The organism is Modestobacter altitudinis (assembly GCF_005930475.1).
Lineage (GTDB): Bacteria > Actinomycetota > Actinomycetes > Mycobacteriales > Geodermatophilaceae > Modestobacter > Modestobacter altitudinis.
In genome coordinates this window covers 1-21,999 of the sequence record NZ_SJEW01000013.1, presented here as the reverse complement: position 1 = coordinate 21,999, position 21,999 = coordinate 1, and the positions used below count along the sequence as shown (strand labels likewise).

The 21,999-nt window shown below is 75.4% G+C and carries 21 protein-coding genes; 11 read left to right on the top strand and 10 right to left on the bottom strand.

Translation table 11 applies throughout. From position 1 onward, the window contains the following. Positions 1-19: 19 nt before the first annotated feature. From FHL79_RS07160 to FHL79_RS07150, 3 genes are read left to right on the top strand one after another with little or no spacing between them, the layout of a single operon-like run. Positions 20-385 carry an ArsR/SmtB family transcription factor gene (locus FHL79_RS07160; RefSeq protein ID WP_218938361.1) on the top strand — a complete coding sequence of 122 codons (366 nt, stop codon included), beginning with the start codon at positions 20-22 and terminating at the stop codon, positions 383-385. Further along, positions 382-864 (top strand): SRPBCC family protein, encoded by a 483-nt coding sequence (locus tag FHL79_RS07155; protein ID WP_138757929.1) that lies wholly within the window; start codon positions 382-384, stop codon positions 862-864. The genes FHL79_RS07160 and FHL79_RS07155 overlap by 4 nt, the downstream gene beginning before the upstream one ends. Positions 865-888: 24 nt before the next feature. After that, positions 889-1,278: a DoxX family protein gene (locus tag FHL79_RS07150; RefSeq protein ID WP_138757928.1), complete on the top strand. Its 390-nt coding sequence runs from the start codon at positions 889-891 to the stop codon at positions 1,276-1,278. Here FHL79_RS07150 and FHL79_RS07145 read toward each other — a convergent pair. From FHL79_RS07145 to FHL79_RS07130, 4 genes are all read right to left on the bottom strand, one after another. After that, on the bottom strand, positions 1,250-1,909 hold the full coding sequence (locus FHL79_RS07145; RefSeq protein WP_138757927.1) for a hypothetical protein: 660 nt from the start codon (positions 1,907-1,909) through the stop codon (positions 1,250-1,252). The two genes, FHL79_RS07150 and FHL79_RS07145, sit on opposite strands and share 29 nt — an antisense overlap. A gap of 131 nt (positions 1,910-2,040) precedes the next feature. Beyond that, positions 2,041-3,720, bottom strand: coding sequence for an alpha-amylase family protein (locus FHL79_RS07140; protein WP_138757926.1), 1,680 nt, complete (start codon positions 3,718-3,720; stop codon positions 2,041-2,043). Continuing rightward, positions 3,717-4,766 (bottom strand): TIGR03885 family FMN-dependent LLM class oxidoreductase, encoded by a 1,050-nt coding sequence (locus FHL79_RS07135; RefSeq protein WP_138757925.1) that lies wholly within the window; start codon positions 4,764-4,766, stop codon positions 3,717-3,719. The genes FHL79_RS07140 and FHL79_RS07135 overlap by 4 nt, the downstream gene beginning before the upstream one ends. 57 nt (positions 4,767-4,823) lie before the next feature. Beyond that, a complete protein-coding gene (locus FHL79_RS07130) occupies positions 4,824-5,621 on the bottom strand; it encodes a helix-turn-helix domain-containing protein (RefSeq protein WP_138757924.1) in 798 nt (265 codons plus the stop codon). 133 nt (positions 5,622-5,754) lie between these two features. On the opposite strand from FHL79_RS07130, the gene FHL79_RS07125 reads away from it, so the two are divergent. After that, positions 5,755-6,120 (top strand): nuclear transport factor 2 family protein, encoded by a 366-nt coding sequence (locus FHL79_RS07125; protein ID WP_138757923.1) that lies wholly within the window; start codon positions 5,755-5,757, stop codon positions 6,118-6,120. Positions 6,121-6,163: 43 nt separating this feature from the next. Here the strand turns inward: FHL79_RS07125 and FHL79_RS07120 are convergent, their stop codons facing one another. After that, positions 6,164-6,370, bottom strand: a complete 207-nt coding sequence (locus FHL79_RS07120; RefSeq protein WP_138757922.1) for a hypothetical protein — start codon at positions 6,368-6,370, stop codon at positions 6,164-6,166. A 152-nt stretch (positions 6,371-6,522) separates the two neighbouring features. After that, positions 6,523-8,022: an HNH endonuclease signature motif containing protein gene (locus FHL79_RS07115; protein ID WP_138757921.1), complete on the bottom strand. Its 1,500-nt coding sequence runs from the start codon at positions 8,020-8,022 to the stop codon at positions 6,523-6,525. A 109-nt stretch (positions 8,023-8,131) separates the two neighbouring features. On the opposite strand from FHL79_RS07115, the gene FHL79_RS07110 reads away from it, so the two are divergent. After that, positions 8,132-8,416, top strand: a complete 285-nt coding sequence (locus tag FHL79_RS07110; protein WP_179966083.1) for a dihydrofolate reductase family protein — start codon at positions 8,132-8,134, stop codon at positions 8,414-8,416. Positions 8,417-8,444: 28 nt separating this feature from the next. Then, positions 8,445-9,278 (top strand): VOC family protein, encoded by an 834-nt coding sequence (locus FHL79_RS07105; protein ID WP_138757920.1) that lies wholly within the window; start codon positions 8,445-8,447, stop codon positions 9,276-9,278. Positions 9,279-9,347: 69 nt separating this feature from the next. Here FHL79_RS07105 and FHL79_RS07100 read toward each other — a convergent pair whose 3' ends face one another. Then, a complete protein-coding gene (locus tag FHL79_RS07100) occupies positions 9,348-10,457 on the bottom strand; it encodes an epoxide hydrolase family protein (RefSeq protein WP_246080464.1) in 1,110 nt (369 codons plus the stop codon). Between the two features lie 64 nt (positions 10,458-10,521). Continuing rightward, complete coding sequence (locus FHL79_RS07095; RefSeq protein WP_138757918.1) at positions 10,522-12,618, bottom strand: elongation factor G-like protein EF-G2; 2,097 nt, start codon at positions 12,616-12,618, stop codon at positions 10,522-10,524. Positions 12,619-12,705: 87 nt separating this feature from the next. Between FHL79_RS07095 and hrpB the strand changes: the two genes are divergently transcribed. Genes hrpB through malQ form a run of 4 tightly spaced genes read left to right on the top strand, consistent with a single transcriptional unit; the run spans position 12,706 to position 18,999 of the window. Beyond that, positions 12,706-15,186 carry an ATP-dependent helicase HrpB gene (gene hrpB, locus FHL79_RS07090; protein ID WP_138757917.1) on the top strand — a complete coding sequence of 827 codons (2,481 nt, stop codon included), beginning with the start codon at positions 12,706-12,708 and terminating at the stop codon, positions 15,184-15,186. Between the two features lie 40 nt (positions 15,187-15,226). Beyond that, on the top strand, positions 15,227-15,826 hold the full coding sequence (locus FHL79_RS07085; RefSeq protein ID WP_138757916.1) for a TetR/AcrR family transcriptional regulator: 600 nt from the start codon (positions 15,227-15,229) through the stop codon (positions 15,824-15,826). After that, on the top strand, positions 15,823-17,040 hold the full coding sequence (locus tag FHL79_RS07080) for an MFS transporter (protein ID WP_138757915.1): 1,218 nt from the start codon (positions 15,823-15,825) through the stop codon (positions 17,038-17,040). Before FHL79_RS07085 ends, FHL79_RS07080 begins: the two co-directional genes overlap by 4 nt. 57 nt (positions 17,041-17,097) lie before the next feature. Next, complete coding sequence (gene malQ, locus FHL79_RS07075) at positions 17,098-18,999, top strand: 4-alpha-glucanotransferase (protein WP_138757914.1); 1,902 nt, start codon at positions 17,098-17,100, stop codon at positions 18,997-18,999. Positions 19,000-19,017: 18 nt separating this feature from the next. Here the strand turns inward: malQ and FHL79_RS07070 are convergent, their stop codons facing one another. Continuing rightward, complete coding sequence (locus FHL79_RS07070) at positions 19,018-19,842, bottom strand: alpha/beta fold hydrolase (RefSeq protein ID WP_138757913.1); 825 nt, start codon at positions 19,840-19,842, stop codon at positions 19,018-19,020. A gap of 28 nt (positions 19,843-19,870) precedes the next feature. Next, positions 19,871-20,698 carry an alpha/beta hydrolase gene (locus FHL79_RS07065; protein WP_138757912.1) on the bottom strand — a complete coding sequence of 276 codons (828 nt, stop codon included), beginning with the start codon at positions 20,696-20,698 and terminating at the stop codon, positions 19,871-19,873. Positions 20,699-20,929: 231 nt separating this feature from the next. Here FHL79_RS07065 and FHL79_RS07060 point away from each other — a divergent pair, with 231 nt between their 5' ends. Then, positions 20,930-21,958: a helix-turn-helix domain-containing protein gene (locus FHL79_RS07060; protein ID WP_138757911.1), complete on the top strand. Its 1,029-nt coding sequence runs from the start codon at positions 20,930-20,932 to the stop codon at positions 21,956-21,958. Positions 21,959-21,999: the final 41 nt, after the last annotated feature.

The window sequence follows — 21,999 nt, the reverse complement described above, 5'->3', positions numbered from 1 at the left end:
TGAGGAGAGGAGGAGGTCCGTGGCGGCAGACGCACTGTCCCGGGTGTTCTCGGCACTGGCCGACCCGACCCGGCGCGACATGGTGGCCAGGCTCGCCGTCGGCGACGCCACCGTGAACGAGCTCGCCGCCCCCTATGACGTGAGCCTGCAGGCGGTGTCCAAGCACCTGAAGGTGCTCGAGGACGCCGGCCTGGTCAGCCGCAGCCGGGAGGCCCAGCGCCGTCCGGTGCACCTGGAAGCGCAGGTCTTCGACCTGATGACGAAGTGGATCGAGCGCTACCGGCGCGAGGCCGAGGAGCGCTACCGCCGCCTGGACGACGTGCTGGCCGCGATGCCGGACGACGTCGCCCCGACTCCTGCCCGGAAGGAAGACACCCCGACATGAGCACCACCGACACCCACGAGACCCAGATCATCGCCGACCCGCGGGTCCCGCTCGTCCGGATCATCCGCGAGTTCGACGCCCCGAAGGAGAAGGTCTTCCGCGCGCACACCGACCCCGAGCTGGTCGTGCAGTGGCAGGGCCCGCGGGGCATGGAGGCCCGGATCGACCACTACGACTGCCGCACCGGTGGCTCCTACCGCTACGTGCACACCCAGGACGGCGAGGAGTACGGCTTCCACGGCTGCTTCCACGAGGTGCGCCCGGCCGAGCTGATCGTCCAGACGTTCACCTTCGAGGGCTTCCCCGACGGCGTCGCCCTCGAGCGGCTGGAGCTCGAGGACCTGCCGGGCGGGCGCAGCCGGCTCACCGCCACCTCACTGGTGGACTCCTTCGAGGGACGGGACGCCTTCCTGGCCAGCGGCATGGACACCGGCGTCCGCGAGGGCTATGAGCGCCTCGACGCCCTGTTGGCCGGCTGACCGCGGGCCGGTCGAGGAGCCGGGATGACCACCACGGACACCGGCCGCACCCGGTCCGCCCCCGCCGTCGCGCGGATCGGCCTGCTGGCGCTGCGGATCGGGCTCGCCGTCCTCTTCTCGGGGGCGGGCCTGGTCAAGCTGGGCGGCGAGCCGGCGATGGTGCAGATGTTCGCCGACATCGGCGCCGGTGACTGGCTGCGCCACCTGGTGGGTGCGTGCGAGGTGGCCGGCGCGGTGGGCCTGCTGGTCCCGCGGCTGACCTCCCCGGCGGCGCTGGGGCTGACCGGGCTGATGATCGGCGCGACCGTCACCAACGTGGCGGTGCTGGACACCAGCCTGGTGCTCACCCTCGTGCTGGCGCTGGCCGCCGGGACGGTCGCCTGGGTCAGCTCCCCTGGGTCACGTAGGCGCTGAGCAGCAGCACGAACGCACTGGCCGCGATCAGCAGGCGGGCCGGGGTGAGGCCGTTGAGCAGTCCGGCGATCACCCCGGCCCCCGACGCGCGGGCCTCGGCCGCCTGGGCGCCGCGCCGCATGATGCGCACCTCGTCGGCCAGCAGCGTGCCCCCGGCCCCGAGCAGCGACATCCCGAGGACGACGAAGACCAGGGCCAGCCGCTGGTCGAAGCTCTCCACGGCCGGGGCGAGGAACAGCACGATCACGATCCCGAGCAGCAGCCCGACGGCCGCCCCCGCGACCGGTGCCCACGGGCCCATCCGGATCATCGGGGCTCGCCTCGGCAGCCGCGGGAGCCGCGGCTGGGGACGCGCGCCGACCGGAGCCGTCGCGTGCGGCGGCGCACCCGGCTCGACCTCCGGCCCGGCTGCCGGGTCGGGGCCCGCGGCTGCGGGCGGTTCCACCGCCGGAGGCCCTTCCGGTGCCGGTGCCCCGGCCGTCACCGGCGCTGCCTCGGGGGCCGGCTGGCCCTCGGTCCGCTGACCGGGCACGACCGCGGTGGCGCCCGCGGGCGCCGCTCCGGTCTCCGCCGGGCGGGTGCCCCGCGGGTCGACCCAGCCGGGGGTCAGCACGTCCTGCTCGTCGCTCATCTGTCCGATCACCTCGCCGGGAAAGCTAGGCGGGGGCTCCGACGATCCCGGGGAGGCGGCCGGGTGTGGCGGGCGGGCTCGTAGGACACCGGCGCGGGCCTCACCGTGCGTGCCCTGCCGAGCCCGCAGCGTCAGAGCAGCCGGCGGCTGTCCTCGGCGACCACCCGCAGCCAGCGGTACCCGTAGCCCTCCAACGCCAGCTCGACCGAGCCGTCGTCGGCCAGCGCGGTGCTGCCCACGGTCAGCAGGTCCTCCAGCCGGTGGGTGCTGCCGCAGTCGGCCAGCACGAGCGGCACGGTGCGCGGCTCAGGCCCGAGGTTGTGCAGGGCCACCAGCGCCCCGTCGTCCCAGGAGCTCAGCGAGGCGAGCACCTCCGGGTGCGGCTGGCCGAGCACCTCGTAGCGGCCCCAGCCCAGCTCCGGGCTCTCCCGGTACCGCTTGATCAGCAGCTTCATGAACGACAGCAGCGAGTCCGGGTCGCGCCGCTGGTCGGCGACGTTGACGAACTCCGGTGCGAACCCGCCGTCCACCACCGGCCCGGGCAACCGGCTGGGCGCCGCCGTGGAGAAGCCGCCGTTGCGGCCGGAGGTCCACTGCATCGGCGTGCGGACGGCGAGCCGGCCCTCGGCGGCCAGGCTCTCCCCCATCCCGATCTCCTCGCCGTAGAACAGCACCGGCGTGCCGGGCAGGGAGAACATCAGGCTGTAGACCATCCGGATCCGCCGCGGGTCGCCGGCCAGCATCGAGGGCAGCCGGCGGGTGAGGCCCCGGCCGTAGACCTGCATGCTGGCCTCCGGACCGAAGGCGGCGAACACCTCGGCCCGCTCGTCCTCGCTCAGCTTGTCCAGGGTGAGCTCGTCGTGGTTGCGGACGAACATGCCCCACTGGTTGTCCGGGGAGGTCTGCGGCCGGCTGGTCAGGGCGTCGACCAGCGGGGTCACGTCGGCGCGGGCGAGGGAGAGGTACATCGCCTGCATCGCGATGAAGTCGAACTGCATGGTGAGCTCGTCGCCGTCGGTGCCGCCGAAGAACTCCGCCTGCTGGTCGTGCGGCAGGTTCACCTCACCGAGCAGCACCCCGTCGCCGGCGCGGCGGTCGACCAGCGCGCGCAGCGCCCGCAGGTACTGGTGCGGGTCGGGGAACCGGTCGGCCTCGGCCTCGTCGATGCCGGCGGTCTCCAGCAGGAACGGGACGGCGTCCACCCGGAAGCCGTCCAGGCCCAGCTGCAGCCAGAAGCCCATCACCTTGGCGATCTCGTCGCGGACCAGCGGGTTGGCGACGTTGAGGTCGGGCTGGGACCTGTAGAACTTGTGCAGGTACCACTCCCCCGTCTTCTCCTCCAGCTGCCAGATGCTGTCCTCCTGGTCGGGGAAGACGACCTGTGCCGTGGTGTCCGGCGGCGGGTCGGAGCGCCAGACGTAGAAGTCGCGGTAGGGCGAGTCCTTCGAGGCCCGCGCCGAGCGGAACCACGGGTGCTTGGCCGAGGTGTGGTTGACGACCAGGTCGACGATCACCCGCATGCCGCGGTCCTTCGCCGTCCGGATCACCTCGACCAGGTCACCGAAGGTGCCCAGCCGCGGGTCCACGCCGTAGAAGTCGGTGATGTCGTAGCCGTCGTCGCGCTCGGCGGTCGGGTAGAAGGGCATCAGCCACAGGCAGGTGACGCCGAGGTCGGCGAGGTGGTCCAGCCGCTGGGCGAGGCCGGCGAGGTCGCCGCACCCGTCTCCGTCCCAGTCCAGGTACGTCTCGACGTCCAAGCAGTAGACGACGGCGTTCTTCCACCACAGGTCCGCGGTGTCGGTGATCCTCACGGCAGCACCGCCGGCTGCGGCGTCTGCTCCGGACGGCGGGGCTGCGCCGGGCCGGGCGGGTCGATCGCGACCGCGGGGGCAGGTGCGGTGACGTCGAGCTGCGGGAGCACGTGCTCGCCGAAGGCGTCCAGGAACGCGGTCTGCTCCTGGGGCACGTGGTGCAGGTAGACCTGGTCGAAGCCGAGCTCGACGTACTCGGCGATCCAGGCGGCGTGCTGGCCCAGGTCGTTGCTGACCCGGACCGCGTCGTGCATGTCCTCGGGCCGCACGTGCGTGCTGGCCTGGTCGAAGGCACGGGTGGTGTCCAGGTCCCAGCACAGCGGCGGCGGGAACACGTTGCTGCGCCACTGGTCGTGGGCCAGCGCGAGCGCGCGGTCGGGGTCGGGGTCGTAGGACACGTGCACCTGGATGGTGAGCGTGCCCTGCCCGCCGGCGTCCCGATAGGCGGCGATGACCTCCCGCAGCGTCTCGTGCGGCTGGTTGATCGTCACCAGCCCGTCGGCCCACTCGGCGTGCCGGGCCGCGGTCCGGGCGCTGACCGCGGGGGCGATGAGGGCCGGCTGCTGCTCGGGCAGCGTCCAGATCCGCGCCCGGTCGACGGTGACCAGCCCCTCGTGGCTGACCTCCTCGCCGGCCAGCAGCGCCCGGATGACGTCGACGCACTCGCGCAGCCGGGCGTCGCGCAGCTCCTTGCGCGGCCACACGTGCCCGGTGACGTGCTCGTTCATCGCCTCACCCGAGCCCAGCGCGACCCAGAACCGGCCGGGGAACATCGCGCCGAGGGTGGCGATCGCCTGGGCGACGATCACCGGGTGGTACCGCTGGCCGGGGGCGTTGACCGCGCCGAAGGGCAGCCCGGTGGTGGCCAGTGCGGCGCCGAGCCAGGACCAGGCGAAGCCGGAGTGGCCCTGCCGCTCGTTCCAGGGCTCGAGGTGGTCGGAGCACATCGCCGCGGTGAACCCGACCTCCTCCGCGTGCTGCACGGCGCGGAGCAGGTCAGCGGGGTGCACCTGCTCGTGGGAGTTGTGGAAGCCGATCACGGTCATGGGGGCATGCCTACCGATGATCACGGTCGCCTGCAGGGCGGATGACCCGCGCAACGATCATGGCGCCTGGCTGCGGAGCAGGTCGCGGGTGTGCTCGTCGGCGGGGAAGAACGACTCGATCGCCAGCTCGGACAGCGTGACGTCCTGCGGGTCGCCGAAGCTGGTCACGGTGGTGTGCAGCGCCAGCTCGCCCCGCGAGGAGGTCAGCTGGACGGTCATCAGCAGCTCGCTACCGGGCGGGCGCGAGGCCAGCGCCTCGACGACGCCGGGGTAGCCGCGCACCTCGGCCAGCAGCCGGGTGAGCCGGCGGTCGCCGCTCAGCCGCTCGAGCCGGGTCAGCCGGTGGACCAGGTGGGCGGTCCAGCCGGCCCGGTCCCGGATCCGGGGCGCCAGCCCGCGCGGGTGCAGCCCGAGCCGGTAGACGTTCACCGGCGGGCCCAGCAGCGCCGGGTCGGCGCCCTCGAGCAGCGGTCCGACGGCCCGGTTGGTGAGCACGACGTCGCCGTACCGGTCGAAGACGACGGCCGGGTAGGGCTCGTGCCCGGCCAGCAGGTGGCCCAGCGACTCCCGGACGGCCGCGGCCTGCTCGCCGTCCAGGGCGGTCTCGGAGTAGGCCGGGGCGTACCCGGCGGCCAGCAGCAGCGCGTTGCGCTCGCGCAGCGGGACGTCCAGCTGCTCGGCGAGCGCGAGCAGCAGCCCGCTGCTGGGCCGGGCCCGGCCGGTCTCCACGAAGCTCAGGTGCCGGGCCGAGACGCCGGCGTCCAGGGCCAGGTCCAGCTGGCTGCGCCGGCGCTGCTGGCGCCAGTGCCGCAGCAGGTCACCGGCGCCTCGGGACGTCGTCCGGCTGCTGGTCACGGGGCCGACCGTAGGGCAGCCCGGGTGCCCGGCACGACTACCTGACAGGTAATCGACGCGGTGACCTGACGTGTCCAGGCTGGTCCCCGACGGCCCGGGAGGCGGGTCGGCACCACCGCGGGAAGGACACCCCATGACCGACTTCGACACCCTGGCCCAGCGCTACATCGCGGCCTGGAACGAGACCGACGCCGACGCCCGCAGCGCGGCGGTGACCGCGCTGTACGCCGAGGACGCCCGGTACACCGACCCGCTGGTCGACGCGGAGGGCCGCGAGGCGATCGCGGCGACCATCGGCGCGGTCCAGCAGCAGTTCCCCGGGTTCGTCTTCCGGCTGGCCGGTCCGGTCGACGCCCACCACGACCAGGCCCGGTTCACCTGGGAGCTCGGCCCGGCCGGCGCACCCGAGGCGCCGATCGCCGGCTTCGACGTGGCGGTGCGGGACGACGACGGCCGGCTGGCCAACGTGTTCGGCTTCCTCGACCGGGTACCGAGCTGACCACCACGGGCTGGGTGGTGCCTCCACGCCCCGGAGGCACCGCTCAGCCCGTGCGCATGTCCGCGACGGCTGCCGGCCGGGTCGCGACGTCCATGTACCGGCCGCTGCCGTCGCCGGTGACGGTCCAGCCCCGCTGCCGCGCCGCCGCGGCGTCGGCCTCGTAGGCCGCGGACAGCTGCACGTACCGGACGTCTTCCTGCGGCCAGCTCGCCGGCATCGGGACGGCGACGGCGTAGGAGTCCGCCGGCATCCCGGGGCGCCTCCGCGGCCACCTGCGCCCGCAGCTCGGCGTCGGGCAGCCGCACCGCGTTCCCGCGGGAACGCAGCTTCCGCTGCCAGCGGTGCGAGCACCGCCGGCCCGAGCAGGGGTGGGCACCAGCAGCCACGTCGTCACGGCGCTCCTCAGAACGGTGGCGGTTCGTCGGCCTCGTCGGGTGAGGGCGGGGGTTCAGGTGGTCGCAGGCCCGGTGGTCGGGAGGTGCGGGTGACCCCGGAGGGGCTGGTGACGTGCAGGGTGCCGTCGGGGTCCAGCCGGAACCGCCAGCGCGGGGCGAAGGTCTTGAGCCGGTGGTCGCTGCGGCACAGGCAGCACAGGTTGGTGCAACTGGTGGCCCCGCCGCGGGAGTGCGGGACGACGTGGTCGTGGTCGGCCCAGCCCACCCGTTGCCCGCAGTTGGGCATCCGGCAGGTGCGGTCCCGGGTGGTGACGAACGTCTTCTGCCCGGCGGTGGGGGTGTAGCGGTCGGTGTCCGGTGGGGGTCCGAGCACCGCACACCCGCACCCGACCACCCCGGTGCCGGCGCCGTCCCGAAGGATGTCGGCGTCGTCCTGGGGGTGGTCGGGGCAGCCCGTGGCAGCCAGCCGGGCGAGGTCGGCGGCGGTCGCAGTGGCCAGCAGCCGGCCGTCCTCGTCGGTGAGCGCCACGGTCAACGACCCGCCGGCCGGCGCCTGCAGGCCCAGGGCGCCGAAGCGGGTGAGCAGCTCCCGCAGCTGGCTGGCGGTGACCGCGAACCCGTTCACCACCCCGCCGGCGAGCGCACCCTGCCGGTCGAGGGTGGCGGTCACGGTCAGGTCGATCGTGATCCGGGGCAGGCCGGAGTCGGCGGGCCGCAGGATGAGCAGCCGCAGCACCTCGGCACGGATCTGCCCGATCGGCCGGTCGTCGCCGTCGGCCTTGGCCATCCAGGCGAGCTGGTCGATCATCGCGTGACAGGCCGCGGCCTGCTCCGCGGTCATGTCCCCGGCCAGCACCCCCATCCCGTTCGCCGTCGGCCAGGCGCGCACGTCGGCGGCCTGCTCGGCCTCGGCCTGCCGCTCCTCGATCGCGTCGGCGTCGAGCTCGGCCAGCAGCTCCAACGCCCGCCCCCCGAGCTTCCCCGGCGCCAGGGAGGACGCCTCGGGCAGCAGCCGGGCCTCCACCTGCCGGGTCAGCTCCGGCGCGGCGTGGGCCAGCACCTCGGCCAGCTTCCCGGCCCGCCGCTCGTCGATCTCCCCGCGCCGCAGCAACGCGAAGGTGGCGGGCAGCTTGTCCCGCCAGATGAACGCCCGCCGAGCCCGGAACGCCGCCGTCCCCCGGCCCAGGTTCAGTGCGTGCCCGACCTCGCGGGGAAAGAACTCGCTCACCCCCGGGAACTCCGGATCGGTCCGCCGCCACGCCCTGGGCGCACCCGGAGAGCCGGGGACCGGGTCGTCGTCATCGGGGCGTAGCGCGGCCAACCGCAGGATCAGCTCCGCCTCCTCCGCGACGTCCCGCGCCCGGTTCCGCTCCAGCTGCTGCAGCCGCGCGGCGACCTGCACGTCAGAGGCCCACGCAGCGGGCAACCGCGGATCGGGCTCGGCCTGCACGCTCACCCAGTCCACCAGCACACCCTCGATCGAGGACTGACCGCTGAGCCGCTGCATGCCACGACCGTAGGCGGGGGGTACGACAGTTCCGGGCCTGTCCCAGCCGATGAACCCGGCACCGCCCAGAGGTCGTGTCCTCGTCAGCTCCACGTCGAGAGGAACCCCCGTGCGCCAGGTCGTGCTGTACCAGCTGCTGTCCGTGGACAGGGTCGCGGAAGAACCCGGCGACTGGGTGTTCGACGTCGACGAGGAGGTGTTCGCGAACCTGAGCCGGGTCATCGACCGCCAGGACGACGTCCTGCTCGGCCGCGGCACCTTCGACTGCTGGGCCGGGTACTGGCCCACCTCCGACGTCGAGCCGTTCGCGAGCTTCATCAACGGCACGCCCGAGCACGTGCTGACCTCGACCCCGTTGACGCAACCGTGGGCGATGAGCACCGCCGTCGGCTAGCGTGAGCCGCCCCGTCAGCGGAGGCGACATGGCCGGGCAACGCAGCTACCCCCACGGCGTGACCTGCTGGATCGACAGCGAGCAGCCCGACCTCGAGGCGGCGGGCCGCTTCTACCGCGGGCTGTTCGGCTGGACGCTCACCGACGCCGTGCCACCGGACGCGCCGGGCTCCTACCTGATCGCGACCCTCGACGGCCAGGACGTCGCCGCGCTCGGGCCGGGCACCGGCAGCACCGCAACCTGGAACACCTACGTCGCCGTGGACGACGCCGACGCCACCGCTGCCGCCGTCGCGGCTGCGGGCGGGACGGTCCTCGCCCCTCCCGCGGACGCCGGCCCGGGCGGCCGGGCGGCCGCGTGCGCCGACCCGCAGGGAGCGGAGTTCGGGCTGTGGCAGGCCCGCCGGCGGCTCGGCGCGCAGCTCACCAACGCCCCCGGCACCTGGAACTTCAGCGACCTGCACACCCCGGACCGGGACGCGGCGATGGCGTTCTACACGTCACTGTTCGGCTGGCTCGCCGTCGACATGGCGCAGGGCGCCGGGACGATGCTGCAGGTGCCCGGGTACGGCGACCACCTCGCAGCGACCGTGGACCCCGGGATACACGAGCGGCAGGCCGCGGCGCCACCGGGCTTTGCCGACGTGATCGGCAGCCTGGTGGTGACCGCCGACGAGCCGGCGCACTGGCACGTCACCTTCACCGTCGCCGACCGGGACGACAGCGTCGCCACCGCTGGACGCCTGGGCGCGACGGTGCTCCGGTCGGCCGACGAGCTGTGGACCCGCAACGCCCTGCTGCGCGACCCGCAGGGGGCCGAGTTCACGGTCAGCCAGTTCACCCCACCGGGCGGCGACCGGTGACCCGCCGGCTGATCACCTCCGGCTGAGCGTCGTCACCTCGGGCCGGAAGCACCCCCCAGCCCGAGGTGATCACGCCCGCGGTTCCCCTGCCCGGGCGAGGGCGACCGCCTCGGCGACCCCGACGGCGTACGCGGCCGGTTGCTCCCAGGCGGCGAAGTGGCCACCCGAGGGGAGGTCGTGCCACGAGTGCACGGCGAAGACCCGCTCGGCGAACTCGCGGGGGGCGTTGACCAGGTCCCGAGGGCCCACGGTGAACACCGCCGGGGCGACGGGCCGCCCGGCGGGGACCGAGCTCTGCGCGTAGGGGGTGAACGACGTGCCGATCGCGCCGGTCACCCAGTAGGCGGTGATCCAGGTCAGCAGCTCGTCGCGGGAGAACACCGTCGTGACGTCGCCGCCGTGATCGGTCCAGGAGGTGTACTTCTCCAGGAGCCAGGCAGCGAGCCCGGCCGGGGAGTCACCGAGGCCGACGGCGAGGGTGCGCGGCTTCGTCGACTGCTCGTGCATGTACCCGCCCTCGGTCGCCTGCCAGTGCCGGCCGTGCGCGACGTACGCCGTCTCGGTCGCCGACAGGTCGTCGGGGAGCGCGTCGAGGAAGTGGTACTGGGAGACGTCGGTGAGGTGCAGGGCGGACACCGCCTCCGGGTGTGCTGCGGCCAGCGCCTCGGCGACGTCGCACCCGACGTCCCCGGCAGAGATGACGTACCGGTCGACGCCGAGCCCGGCCAGGGCGTCGGCGACCACCTCGGCGAGCTGTGCCGATGCCAGCCCACCCGTCGGCACCGGTGCGGCGAACGGGAAACCGGGCAGCGCCGGGACGACGACGTGGTGCGCGCCCAGCAACGGCAGCAGCCGCTCGAACCGCAGCACCGAGTCGGGCCAGCCGTGCAGCAGCACGACCGTCGTGGCCTGCGGGTCCGCCGACCGCTGGTGCACCAGCCGCAGCGGTCCCAGCGAGGTGTCCACGACCTCCCACGGGAGTGCCCGGACCCGGTCCTCGTGCACCCGCCAGTCGTAGCCGTCGGCCCAGTACGCGAGCAGGTCGGCCAGCGCCGCCTGGTCGACCCCGTGGTCGGGGACCAGCGTCGAGGCGGTGGGGACGGCGCGGTACCGGCGCAACCGGTCCTGCAGGTCGTCGAGGACGTCGGACGGGACGACTGCGGGCGTTCCGGTGACCACGGCAAGCATCATGACCTCGCCCGGGTGACCGGTCGAGCCCGCGATGCCGGCCGTGCAGCCGGGGTCAGGCGGGTTGCAGCTCCGCGACGACGGCGGCCGGCGCGGGCTCGTGGCCCAGCGGACGGCGGGTGAACCGGCCGGTGCCGTGGGACACCGACCGCAGCGCGCCGGCGTAGTTCAGCAGCTCCCGCTCCGGCACCTCCGCCAGCACCGTCGTGGCGTCCCGGTCGGGCTCGGCGACGCTGCCGGTCACCCGGGCGCGGCGGCCGGCGAGGTCGCTGAGCACCGGCCCGACGTGCTCGGCCGGGACCGTCACCTCGACCGCGCACCAGGGCTCCAGCACGGTGGTCCCGGCCGCCTCGGCCAGCTCCCGGAGCCCGAGCGCCCCGGCGGACTGGAACGCGGCATCGGAGGAGTCGACCGAGTGCGCCTTGCCGTCGACCAGGGTGACGGCGACGTCGACCAGCGGCCGGTTGCCGCCCACCCCGCGGGCCGCCTGCACGCGCACGCCCTTCTCCACGCTGCCGTGGTAGGCCGTCGGCACCGCTCCCCCGACCACCCGCTGGCTGAAGGTGATCCCCGACCCGGGCGGCCCGGGCTGCGCCTCCAGGACGACGACGGCGTACTGCCCGTGCCCGCCGGACTGCTTGACGTGCCGCGCGGTCACCCGGGCCGAGCCGGTCAGCGTCTCCACCATCGGCACGAGCACCGGCGGGGTCTGCAGGCTCACCCCGTAGCGGGTGCGCAGCCGGTCCAGCAGCACCTCGGCGTGCGCGTCGCCGACGGTCCACAGCAGCAGCTGCCCGGTGTCGGCCCGGCGCTCGACCCGCACCGCCGGGTCCTCGGTGGCCAGCCGGGTCAGCGCGCCGGCCAGCCGGTCCTCGTCGCTGCGGGACGCCGCCGCCACCGCGACCGGCTGCTGCGGGTCCGGCAGCGGCCACGGCGTCACCAGCAGCGGCCGGGCCGGGTCGGACAGCGTGTCACCGGTCTCGGCGCTGCCCAGCCGGGCGACCGCGCAGATGTCCCCGGCCGGGCACTCGGCCACCGGCCGCAGCGTGCTGCCCAGCACGCAGGAGATCGTGCCCACCCGTTCGTCGGCGTCGTGGTCGGGGTGGTTCTCCCCCCAGCCGTGCACCGTGCCGTGGCCGCAGACGTGCACCGCGGCATCCGGGCGCAGGGTGCCGGAGAAGACCCGGACCAGCGAGATCCGGCCGAGGTAGGGGTCGGTCGTCGTCTTCACCACCTCGGCCACCAGCGGCCCGGCGGGGTCGCAGCCCACCGCGCCGGCCGGGGCGCCGTCGGGGCGGGAGACCGCGGGGCAGGGGCGCTCCAGCGGGGACGGGAAGGCGCTCACCAGCAGGTCCAGCAGCTCGGCCACCCCCACACCGGCGAGCGGGGCGGCGCACAGCACGGGGTGGAAGGCGCCGCGGGCGACCGCCGTCTCCAGGTCGGGCACCAGGTCGGCGGCGGTGACCGGGTCGCCGGCCAGGTACCGGTCCATCAGCGACTCGTCCTCGCTCTCGGCGATCACCGCCTCGATGAGCTCGGCGCGCAGCCGGCCGGCCTCGGCGTCGCCCTGGTCCGGTTCGAGCAGCGACGTCAGCCCGCCGCCCGCAGGGTCGATGACCTGCAGCGGGTGAACGCCGAGGCCGAGCTGCTCCTGGCAGGCCCGGACGACGGCCGGGACGTCGGCCCGGGCCCGGTCGAGCTGGGTGACCACGACCGCCCGGGGCAGCCCCACCGCGGCGCACTCGTCCCACAGCTGCACCGTCGCGGCCTCGACACCGCTGACCGCGGAGACGACGAAGAGGGCGGCGTCGGCGGCGCGCAGGGCCGCCCGCAGCTCCCCGACGAAGTCCGGCGCACCGGGGGTGTCGAGCAGCGTGATGCGGTGCCCGGCGTGCTCGACCGTCGCGGCGTGCAGGCCGACCGAGTGCTGCAGCCGGACCTCGACCTCGTCGGTGTCCAGGCAGGTGGTGCCGTCCTCCACCCGGCCGGCCCGGGTGAGCGCACCCGTCGCCACCACCAGGGCCTCTGCCAGGGTCGTCTTGCCGGCCCCCGGCCGGCCGACGAGCACGACGTTGCGCACCCGTTCCGGCGCCCGGGGCGCGGGCGCCCCGGAGGCCTCCTTGCTGCTGTCCTTGCTGCCGTGTGCCGCCACGCGGACCTCCGGTGAGACGTCGTTGTCCCCGTGGGTCCAGCCTGGCCCGGCTCCGGCGCTGCGACAAGGCCTCACCAGACTGAGCTCGTGCTGCCACCGACCGGGACGCCGGGGACCGACCTCCCGGTCCGCTCGGTGCTGCCCGCGCTGGACACCGCGCTGGCGGCCGCGGGCGCCGCGGTGCTCGTCGCGCCTCCGGGCACGGGGAAGACCACCCTGGTGCCGCTCGCCCTGGCCGGCCGGGTCGCCGGCACCGTGCTCGTCGCCGAGCCCCGCCGGGTGGCGGCCCGGGCGGCGGCCCGGCGGATGGCCGCACTGCTCGGTGAGCCGGTCGGCGCGTCGGTGGGCTACAGCGTGCGCGGCGACAGCCGGCGCAGCGCCGCGACCCGGGTGGAGGTGGTGACCACCGGGCTGCTGGTCCGCCGGCTGCAGGCCGACCCCGAGCTGCCCGGCGTCGGCGCGGTCGTGCTCGACGAGTGCCACGAGCGGCAGCTGGACACCGACCTCGCGCTGGCCTTCGCCCTCGACGTCCGCGCGGCGCTGCGCCCCGAGCTGGAGCTGCTGGCCATGTCGGCGACGGCGCAGGCGGGCCGGCTGGCGGTGCTCATGGGCCGTCCCGAGCACCCTGCCCCGGTCGTGGAGGCCACCGGCGCGCTGCACGACGTCGAGCCGGTGTGGTGCCCACCGAGCCCGCCGGTCGAGCCGCCGCTGGGCACCCGCGTCGACCCGCGACTGCTCACCGCGGTCGCCGGCACCGTCCGCCGGGCGCTGGCCGAGACGACCGGCGACGTGCTGGTCTTCCTGCCCGGGGCGGCCGAGATCGGCCGGGTCGCCGGCCTGCTGGCCGGCGTGGACGCCGACGTCCGGCCGCTGCACGGCCGGCTGCCCGCCGCGGAGCAGGACGCGGCCCTGACCGCGGGCCCTCGGCGCCGCGTCGTCCTGTCGACCGACGTCGCCGAGACCAGCCTGACCGTCCCGGGCGTGCGCACGGTCGTCGACGCCGGCCTGGCCCGGGTGCCCCGGTTCGACGTCGCCCGCGGCATGGGGGCGCTGGCCACCGTGCGGGTGTCCCGGGCGGCGGCGGTGCAGCGCGCCGGCCGGGCCGGACGGGAGGCCCCGGGCCGGGTGTACCGGCTCTGGTCGGCCGCCGAGCACGACCGGCTGCCGGCCGCGGCGGAGCCCGAGATCGCCGCCGCTGACCTCACCGGCCTCGCCCTCGAGCTGGCCTGCTGGGGCGCCCCGGACGGGGCCGGCCTGGCGCTGCCCGACGACCCGCCGGCCGCCGCGTTCGCCGTCGCCCGGGAGACCCTGCACCAGCTCGGCGCGGTCGACGCCGCCGGCCGGGTCACCGCGCGCGGCCGGTCGCTCACCGCGGTGGGCGCGCACCCGCGGCTGGCCCGCGCGCTGGTCGACGGCGCCCCGCTGGTCGGCCGACGTCGGGCCGCGGAGGTGGTGGCGCTGCTGTCCGCCGACGTCCCGTCCCGCTCCGACGACCTGGTGGCCGGCTGGCGGGAGCTGCGCCGCACCCGGGACGCCCGCTGGCGCGACGAGGTGGACCGGCTCACCCGCGCGACGCCCCCGGCGCCGGGCACCGACCTGCCCGACGACGTCGCCGCCGGGCTGGTGGTCGGCCTGGCCCACCCCGAGTGGCTGGCCCGCCGTCGTCCGGGCGCGGAGCGGACCTACCTGCTGGCCGCCGGCACCGGCGCGGAGCTGGCGCCGGGCACCGCGCTGGGCGGTGCGGAGTGGCTGGCCGTCGCCGCCGCGGACCGCTCCCCGGGGCGGCGGGACGCCCGGGTGCGCACGGCGGTGGCCGTCGCCGAGGCGACCGCGCTGGAGGCCGGCGCGGCCGCGCACTCCGACGCCGCCGAGGTGGCCTGGCGGGACGGGGACGTGGCCGCCGCGCGGGTGGAGCGGCTGGGCGCGATCGTGCTCCGCGAGCGACCGCTGGCCGACCCGGACCCGGCCGCGGTGGCCGCGGCGGTCGCCGAGGGGCTGCGCGGCGAGGGGCTCGGCCTGCTCAGCTGGACGCCGGCCGCGACGGGGCTGCGGCAGCGGCTCGCCGCCGCGCACGCCGGGCTCGGTGCGCCGTGGCCAGCGGTGGACGACGAGGCCCTGCTGACCGCGTTCGCTGCGAGCCCGGCGGTCACCGCGGCCCGCAGCCGCCGGGACCTCGCCCGGGTCGACGTCGTCGGTGCACTGCGCGCGCTGCTGCCATGGCAGCTGGCCGGCCGGCTCGACGAGCTGGTGCCCGAGCGGGTCGAGGTGCCGACCGGGTCGCGGGTCCGGGTCGACTACGCCGACCCGCGGGTGCCCACGCTGTCGGTCCGGGTGCAGGAGGTGTTCGGCTGGGCCGCCGCGCCGGTGGTCGCCGGCCGGCCGCTGCGGCTGCAGCTGCTGTCCCCCGCCGGCCGGGTGGTGGCCACGACCGCCGACCTGGCCGGCTTCTGGGGGACGGGCTACCCCGCCGTCCGCAGCGAGCTCCGGGGCCGCTACCCGCGGCACCCCTGGCCGGAGGACCCGGCGACGGCAGCGCCGACCCGGCGGGCGAAGCCCCGCCGGGCATGACCGTGTACGGCTGTACACATCGATGTGTACGCTCGTACACATGACCGCGGAGGCCGATCGCCCGGTCCGCCGGCACGACCCCGACCGGCACGACCGGATCGTCGAGGCGGCGATCGACGTCATCGCCGAGCGGGGTGTCGCCGGCACGACGCACCGGCTGATCGCCGCCGCTGCGGACGTGCCGCTGGGCTCGCTGACCTACCACTTCACCGGCCTGGACGACCTGCGCACGCAGGCCTTCGCGGTGCACGCCGAGCGGATGGCGGTGCGGTACGAGGCGCACTTCGCCGCCGTGCGCACCACCGAGGACGTCGTCGACGCGGTCACCGCCCTGGTCCACGCCGACGCCGATGCCGACGACCGGGACTGGGCGGTCGCCTACGAGCTGTACCTGGCGGCGCTGCGCGACCCGTCGCTGCGCACCGTCACCGAGTCCTGGATGCGCCGCAGCCGCAGCGTGCTGGAGCGCTTCGTGGACCCGGTCACCGCCCGCGGCGTCGACGCGCTGATCGAGGGCCTGGTGATGCACAAGGTGCTCTCCACCGCCCCGGTCTCCCGGGCGCAGACCCGGGAGATCGTCGCCCGGGCGGTCCACCCTCCCCACCCTGACCGCACCGCCGACCCCGAGGACACCGCATGACGGCCACCGACGCACGCCCGGCACCGAGTGGGAGCCAGGTGCAGGCGGCGACCCGGGCCACCTACGCGGCGTTCATCGGCTCGGGCTTCGCCTTCGCCAGCTGGGCCTCGCGGATCCCGCAGGTGCGCAGCCACCTGGACCTCGGCCCCTCCGAGCTCGGCCTGGTGCTGCTGTCCATCGCCGCCGGCTCGGTCGTCGCGCTGCCGGCGTCCGGACCGCTGATCGCCCGGTTCGGCTCGCGCCGCACGGTCACCTCGATGGCCGTGCTGCTGGCGGTCGCGGTGGCGCTGGTCGCGGCCGGCTCGCAGGTCGGCGTCCTGCTGCTGGTCGGCGGGCTGTTCCTGATGGGCGTGGCCAACGGCGCCTGGGACGTCGCGATGAACGTGCAGGCCGCGGTGGTCGAGCGGCTGCTGGGCAAGGCCGTCATGTCCCGCTTCCACGCCGGCTTCAGCCTCGGCACGGTCGTCGGCGCCGGGGTGGGCGCGGCGATGGTGGCCCTGGACGTGTCCGTGCTGGCCCACCTGCTCGCCGTCGCCGTGCTGGTCGGCGTCGCGGTGCCGCTGGCCGTGCGCAGCTTCGTCCCGGACGTGCACGACGACGGCACCGGCGAGGCCGCGCAGGCTCCCCGGGACAGCGCCCTGCGGGCCTGGCGGGAGCCCCGGACCCTGCTCATCGGCGTCTTCGTGCTGGCCTTCGCCTTCGCCGAGGGCGCCGCCAACGACTGGATCAGCGTCGCGCTCATCGACGGGCACGACACCTCGGCCGTGGTCGGCACGCTCGGCTACGCGGTCTTCCTGGTGGCCATGACGGCGGTCCGCTGGGTCGGCCCCGCGCTGCTGGAGCGCTGGGGCCGGGTGCCGCTGGTGCGGGCGCTGGCGGTGCTCAGCGTCGCCGGGCTGCTGCTGTTCGTCTTCGGCGGGCACCCGGCGGTCGCCTTCGCCGGCGCCCTGCTGTGGGGGGCCGGCACCTCGCTGGGCTTCCCGGTCGGGATGAGCGCCGCGGCCGACGACCCGGCCCGCTCGGCCGGCCGGGTCAGCGTCGTCGCCTCGATCGGGTACTGCGCCTTCCTCGGCGGCCCGCCGCTGATCGGCATCCTGGGGCAGTCCGTCGGCGTGCTGCAGGCGCTGACCGTGGTCGCCGTGCTGCTGGCCGTCGCGACCGCCATCGCCGGCGCGCTGCGACCCCCGCCCGGCCTCCCCGAGAACGGGGTGTGAGGCGGTCGGCAGCCGTCCCACCCGGCGAACCGGACCCTGACCGGTGAGGATCGACCCGTGACGAGCACCGCGCCGCAGCCGAAGCCCACGACCGACGCCTGGGGCATCGACGCCAGCTGGCTCGACGCCCTCGACGAGGAGCACACCGTCGCCGAGTCGACGATCGCCCGACTGCGGGAGGTCATCGGCACGCCGCCGGAGGACCTGCTCGACCGCGTCCCGATCGTCGCCCGCCCCGGCGACGCCCTCGAGGTCGACGCCGCCGACGTCGAGTGCGAGGACGGGCAGACCCGGCACGTCGACGGTGAGCTGCCCGAGGACTTCCCGCTGGGCTACCACCGGCTGCGCACGCCCGACGGTCGTGAGCGCCGGCTGATCGTCTCCCCCGGCCGGTGCTGGCTGCCCGAGGGCTGGCGCGGCTGGGGCTGGGCGGTGCAGCTGTACGCCACCCGCGGCCAGGACAGCTGGGGCATCGGTGACCTGGGCGACCTGCGCACCGTGCGCGGGTTCGCGCAGGACCAGGGCGCCGGCTTCGTGCTGGTGAACCCGCTGCACGCGGTGGCGCCGACGGCCGGCCAGGAGGCCAGCCCCTACCTGCCGGCCACCCGCCGCTTCCGCAACCCGCTGTACCTGCGGATCGCCGACGTCCCCGGCGCCGACGCGGTCGACGTCGAGGCCGACGCCGGGCGCGCGCTCAACGACGGCGAGCTGATCGACCGGGACGCCGTCTGGGCGCTCAAGCGCCGGGTGCTGCAGCGCCTCTTCGACGCCCGGCCCGACAGCGGCGGGGACGAGCAGGCCTTCCGCGACTGGTGGTGGCACCAGGGCCAGCCGCTGATGGACTGGGCCACCTGGTGCGCGCTGGCCGACCAGCACGGCCCGGACTGGCACAGCTGGCCCCGGGAGCTGCAGGACCCGCGCGGCGCGGCCGTCCGGGACTTCGCGGCCGCCCGGGACCGGGAGGTCGCCTTCCACGCCTGGCTGCAGTGGCTGCTGGACGTCCAGCTGCGGGCGGCCACCGAGGGCATCACGGTCATCCAGGACCTGCCCATCGGCGTCGCCGGCGGCGGAGCCGACGCCTGGGCGTGGCAGGACGTGCTCGCCCAGGGCGTGAGCGTGGGCGCTCCGCCGGACGCCTTCAACAGCCAGGGCCAGGACTGGGGCTCCCCGCCGCTGGTCCCCTGGCAGCTGCAGGCGGCGGACTACGAGCCGTTCGTCCAGTCGATCCGGGCGACCATGGCCGGCGCCGGCGGGCTGCGGGTGGACCACGTGATGGGGCTGTTCCGGCTCTGGTGGGTGCCCTCGGACGGCAGCGCCGCCGACGGCGCCTACGTCCGCTACCCCTACGAGGACATGCTCGACATCGTCGCGCTGGAGAGCCACCGGGCTGAGGCGATCGTCGTCGGCGAGGACCTCGGCACCGTCGAGGCCGGCGTCCGCGAGGCGATGGCCGAGCACGGGATCCTGTCCTACAAGCTGCTCTGGTTCGAAGACGACGAGCCCGCCCGCTGGCCCGCCGAGGCGATGGCCGCGGTGACCACCCATGACCTGCCGACCATCCCCGGGCTGTGGACCGGGTCGGACCTCGCCGAGCAGCGCGAGCACGGGCTGGGCACCGACGAGGAGCTGGAGCGCGGCCGCGCCTCGCTGCTGGAGCACCTGGGGAAGGTGCCGAAGAAGGCGACACCGGCCAAGGCCGTGACGGCGGCCTACAAGCGGCTGGCCGGCGCACCGTGCACCCTGCTGTCGGCCACGCTGGACGACGCGCTGGCCGAGGAGCGCCGGCCGAACATGCCCGGTGCCACCGACCGGCCCAACTGGTGCCTCCCGCTGCCGGTGCCGACCGAGGAGCTGGCCGCGCACCCGGGCGTGCAGTCCGTCGCCGACGTGCTGGCGAACGGGCTGCAGCCGCGGAAGAAGCGGACGACGAAGGCGAAGCACGCGCCCCAGGGCGGGTGAGCCGCCCCGGGCGGGTGGTCAGCCCTGGAGGAAGGCCAGCAGGTCGGCGTTGATCGTGTCGGCCTGCGTGGTCGGCATGCCGTGCGGGAAGTCGGTGTAGGTCTTCAGCGTCCCGTTCTTCAGCAGCTCCGCCGACAGCGGCCCCGCGTCCGCGTAGGGGACGATCTGGTCGTCCTCGCTGTGCATGACCAGCACCGGCACGGTGATCTTCGCCAGGTCCTCGGTGAAGTCGGTCTGGGAGAAGGCGACGACGCCGTCGTAGTGCGCCTTGGCGCCGCCCATCATCCCCTGCCGCCACCAGTTCTGGATGACAGCCTCCGACGCCTCGACCCCCGGCCGGTTGAACCCGTAGAAGGGCCCGCTGGGCAGGTCGCGGTAGAACTGCGACCGGTTGGCGGCCAGCTGCGCCTGCAGGTCGTCGAAGACGCTCTTGGGCAGACCACCGGGGTTGGCGTCGGTCTGCACCATCAGCGGCGGCACCGCGCTGATCAGCGCGGCCTTGGCGACCCGGTCCTCCCCGTGCCGGCCGAGGTAGCGGGCGACCTCCCCGCCGCCGGTGGAGTGGCCGACGTGCACGGCGTCGTGCAGGTCGAGGTGGGCGGTCAGCGCGGCCAGGTCGTCGGCGTAGTGGTCCATGTCGTGCCCGTCGCCGACCTGGGTCGAGCGGCCGTGCCCCCGCCGGTCGTGGGCGATCACGCGGTAGCCGTGCTGCAGGAAGAACAGCAGCTGGGCGTCCCAGTCGTCGGCCGACAACGGCCAGCCGTGGCTGAAGACGATCGGCTGGCCGGTCCCCCAGTCCTTGTAGAAGATCTCGACGCCGTCGGGGGTGGTGACGAAGGGCACGGTGGTTCTCCTCTGCGGGGTGGGGTGTTCAACTCTGGGCGGTGGCCGCGGGTGCACCGACGTCGTTGCGGGACAGGAAGTCCAGGGCGGTGTGTGCGACCTCGGCCCAGCCGGAGTCCGCGCCCATCGAGTGGCCGCGGTCGGGGAAGGTCACCAGCTCGGTCTCCCCGGGGTTCCGCCGCTGGATCCGGTAGGCGCCCCGGACGGTCGCCTCGGGCACGGTGCGGTCCCGGCCTCCGGCGATCAGCAGCAGCGGACTCCGCTCGCGCCTGGTGTCGACCCGCGCCTCGCTGCGCGGTGCGAAGGTGGCGGCGCTGGCCTGGAACAGCGGGCGGGCCGGCGAGGGGATGCCGTGCGCGGCCAGCAGGTGGTCGGACTCCGCCCGCGGGACGGCGTTGGCGAAGGACCGGGAGAAGCTGTCCGGCGAGTGCGACCAGGTCCCCTTCCGCAGCCCCGGGTGGGACAGCACCGGCCAGGCGCTGCGGAGCTGGACCGGCGGCAGCACCAGGTTGCCCTTGAACTGGGCCGGGGACAGCGCGACGCACGCCCGGGACAGCCCCATGCCGTGCAGCTTCTGGGCGATCAGGCCGCCGAAGGAGTGGCCGACCACCACCGGCGGCGCAGGCAACGCGGCGATGAGGGCGGCGTGGTGCTCGGTGACGTCGTCGATGCCCACACCGGCGACCGCCTCCGGGTGGGCACGGGTCTCCTCGGCGGTGGCCGCGTCACCGGGCCAGCCGGGGGCGACCGGCTGGTAGCCGCGGGAGGCGAACAGCTCGACCCACGGCGTCCAGCTGCTGGCGTGCAGCCAGAGTCCGTGCACGAACACGACGGGCACCGGGGTCGGAGTGGTCACGGGGTCCTCCACGTGAGAGCCGCGGCCGGTCCGGCCACGGGCTGCACCCTGACGCTAGGGGCGACGACGGAACGCCGGGTGGACCCTCCGTGACGGGCTCAGGACCCTGGCTGCCGACCGCCCGGCACCGGCGACCGCGACCGGTGGGAGCCTTTACACCGCCGGTCGCGCCCCTCCAGGATCGACGTCGTCAGGGCAGCGTCGCCGTGGTCCCACCCCCTGGGAGCGCCCGTGGTCACCCTCCTCGACACCGACCAGCTCCCCCCGGCCGAGCGCCGTCCCGCCCAGGTCGTCGCCCGGCTCGAGGCCACGATGGTGTCCCGGGTCCGGTTCGCCGAACCCGGAGCGGCCTCGCACGCGCGGTTGGACGGCTGGGACCTCGGCGGGGTCCCGGTGCTGCGAGCCGCCCTGGCGGGCGACCCCGTGCTGGCCCGTTCGGCGCGGGCGGCCCGGGAGGACGTCGTGCCGACCGTCTCCTTCGCCGTCCAGGAGGTCGGCGTGGGCATGCAGGAGCAGTTCGGTGCCCAGCGCACGGTGCCGCGCGGCGGCCTGGTGCTCACCGAGCTCGCCTCCCCCTACGAGTACCGGTGGGTCGGCCCGGGGGTGTGCCGTGCCCTGCAGGTGCCGGTGAGCCGGCTCGGGCTGCCGGTCGACGACGTCCGCCGGGCCCTGCCACTCGCCCACCGCAGCCCGCTGTACGGACTGGTCCGTGCCCATCTGACCGAGGTCACCCGGGACGCCGAGCGGCTGGCCGGGGAGCCCCTGGTCCACGCGCTGGCCTCCGCCACGGTCGACCTCACCCGGGCGCTGCTCGCCTCGGCGGCCGGCCCGACGCGGTCGGTGGAGGACGTGGCCGCCGAGACGTTGCTGACCCGGGTGCGCAGCTACGTGCGCCAGCACCTCATCGACCCGGGTCTGGACGCCGAGCAGGTCGCCGCCGCGCACGCCATCTCGGTGCGCCAGCTCTACCGGGTGTGCGCTGCCGCGCACGTCAGCCTCGAGCAGTGGATCATCCACCAGCGGCTCGAGGGTGCACGGGCCGAGCTGGCCAGCCCGCGCAGCCGGGACCGGTCGATCGCGGTGATCGCCCGGCACTGGGGGTTCACCGACCCGTCCTACTTCAGCCGCCGCTTCCGGGCGACCTTCGGGCTCACCCCGCGCGACTGGCGACGGACGGGGGCCGGCGCGCTCGCACTCCCCCGGCCGCGCCCCGAGCTGGACCTCACCGCCCCGCGACCGGCCCCGCCCGCTGGGCGCTGAGCCCGACAGGTGGTCGAACAGGTGTTCGACCACGTGAGAGC

What these genes read in the sequence shown, in the direction of transcription:
- FHL79_RS07155 (WP_138757929.1), top strand. Translation starts at nt 382, where the DNA reads ATGAGCACCACCGACACCCACGAGACCCAGATCATCGCCGACCCGCGG.
- FHL79_RS07150 (WP_138757928.1), top strand. Translation starts at nt 889, where the DNA reads ATGACCACCACGGACACCGGCCGCACCCGGTCCGCCCCCGCCGTCGCG.
- FHL79_RS07145 (WP_138757927.1), bottom strand. Translation starts at nt 1,909, where the DNA reads ATGAGCGACGAGCAGGACGTGCTGACCCCCGGCTGGGTCGACCCGCGG.
- FHL79_RS07135 (WP_138757925.1), bottom strand. Translation starts at nt 4,766, where the DNA reads ATGACCGTGATCGGCTTCCACAACTCCCACGAGCAGGTGCACCCCGCT.
- FHL79_RS07125 (WP_138757923.1), top strand. Translation starts at nt 5,755, where the DNA reads ATGACCGACTTCGACACCCTGGCCCAGCGCTACATCGCGGCCTGGAAC.
- FHL79_RS07120 (WP_138757922.1), bottom strand. Translation starts at nt 6,370, where the DNA reads ATGCCGGCGGACTCCTACGCCGTCGCCGTCCCGATGCCGGCGAGCTGG.
- FHL79_RS07115 (WP_138757921.1), bottom strand. Translation starts at nt 8,022, where the DNA reads ATGCAGCGGCTCAGCGGTCAGTCCTCGATCGAGGGTGTGCTGGTGGAC.
- FHL79_RS07105 (WP_138757920.1), top strand. Translation starts at nt 8,445, where the DNA reads ATGGCCGGGCAACGCAGCTACCCCCACGGCGTGACCTGCTGGATCGAC.
- FHL79_RS07085 (WP_138757916.1), top strand. Translation starts at nt 15,227, where the DNA reads ATGACCGCGGAGGCCGATCGCCCGGTCCGCCGGCACGACCCCGACCGG.
- FHL79_RS07080 (WP_138757915.1), top strand. Translation starts at nt 15,823, where the DNA reads ATGACGGCCACCGACGCACGCCCGGCACCGAGTGGGAGCCAGGTGCAG.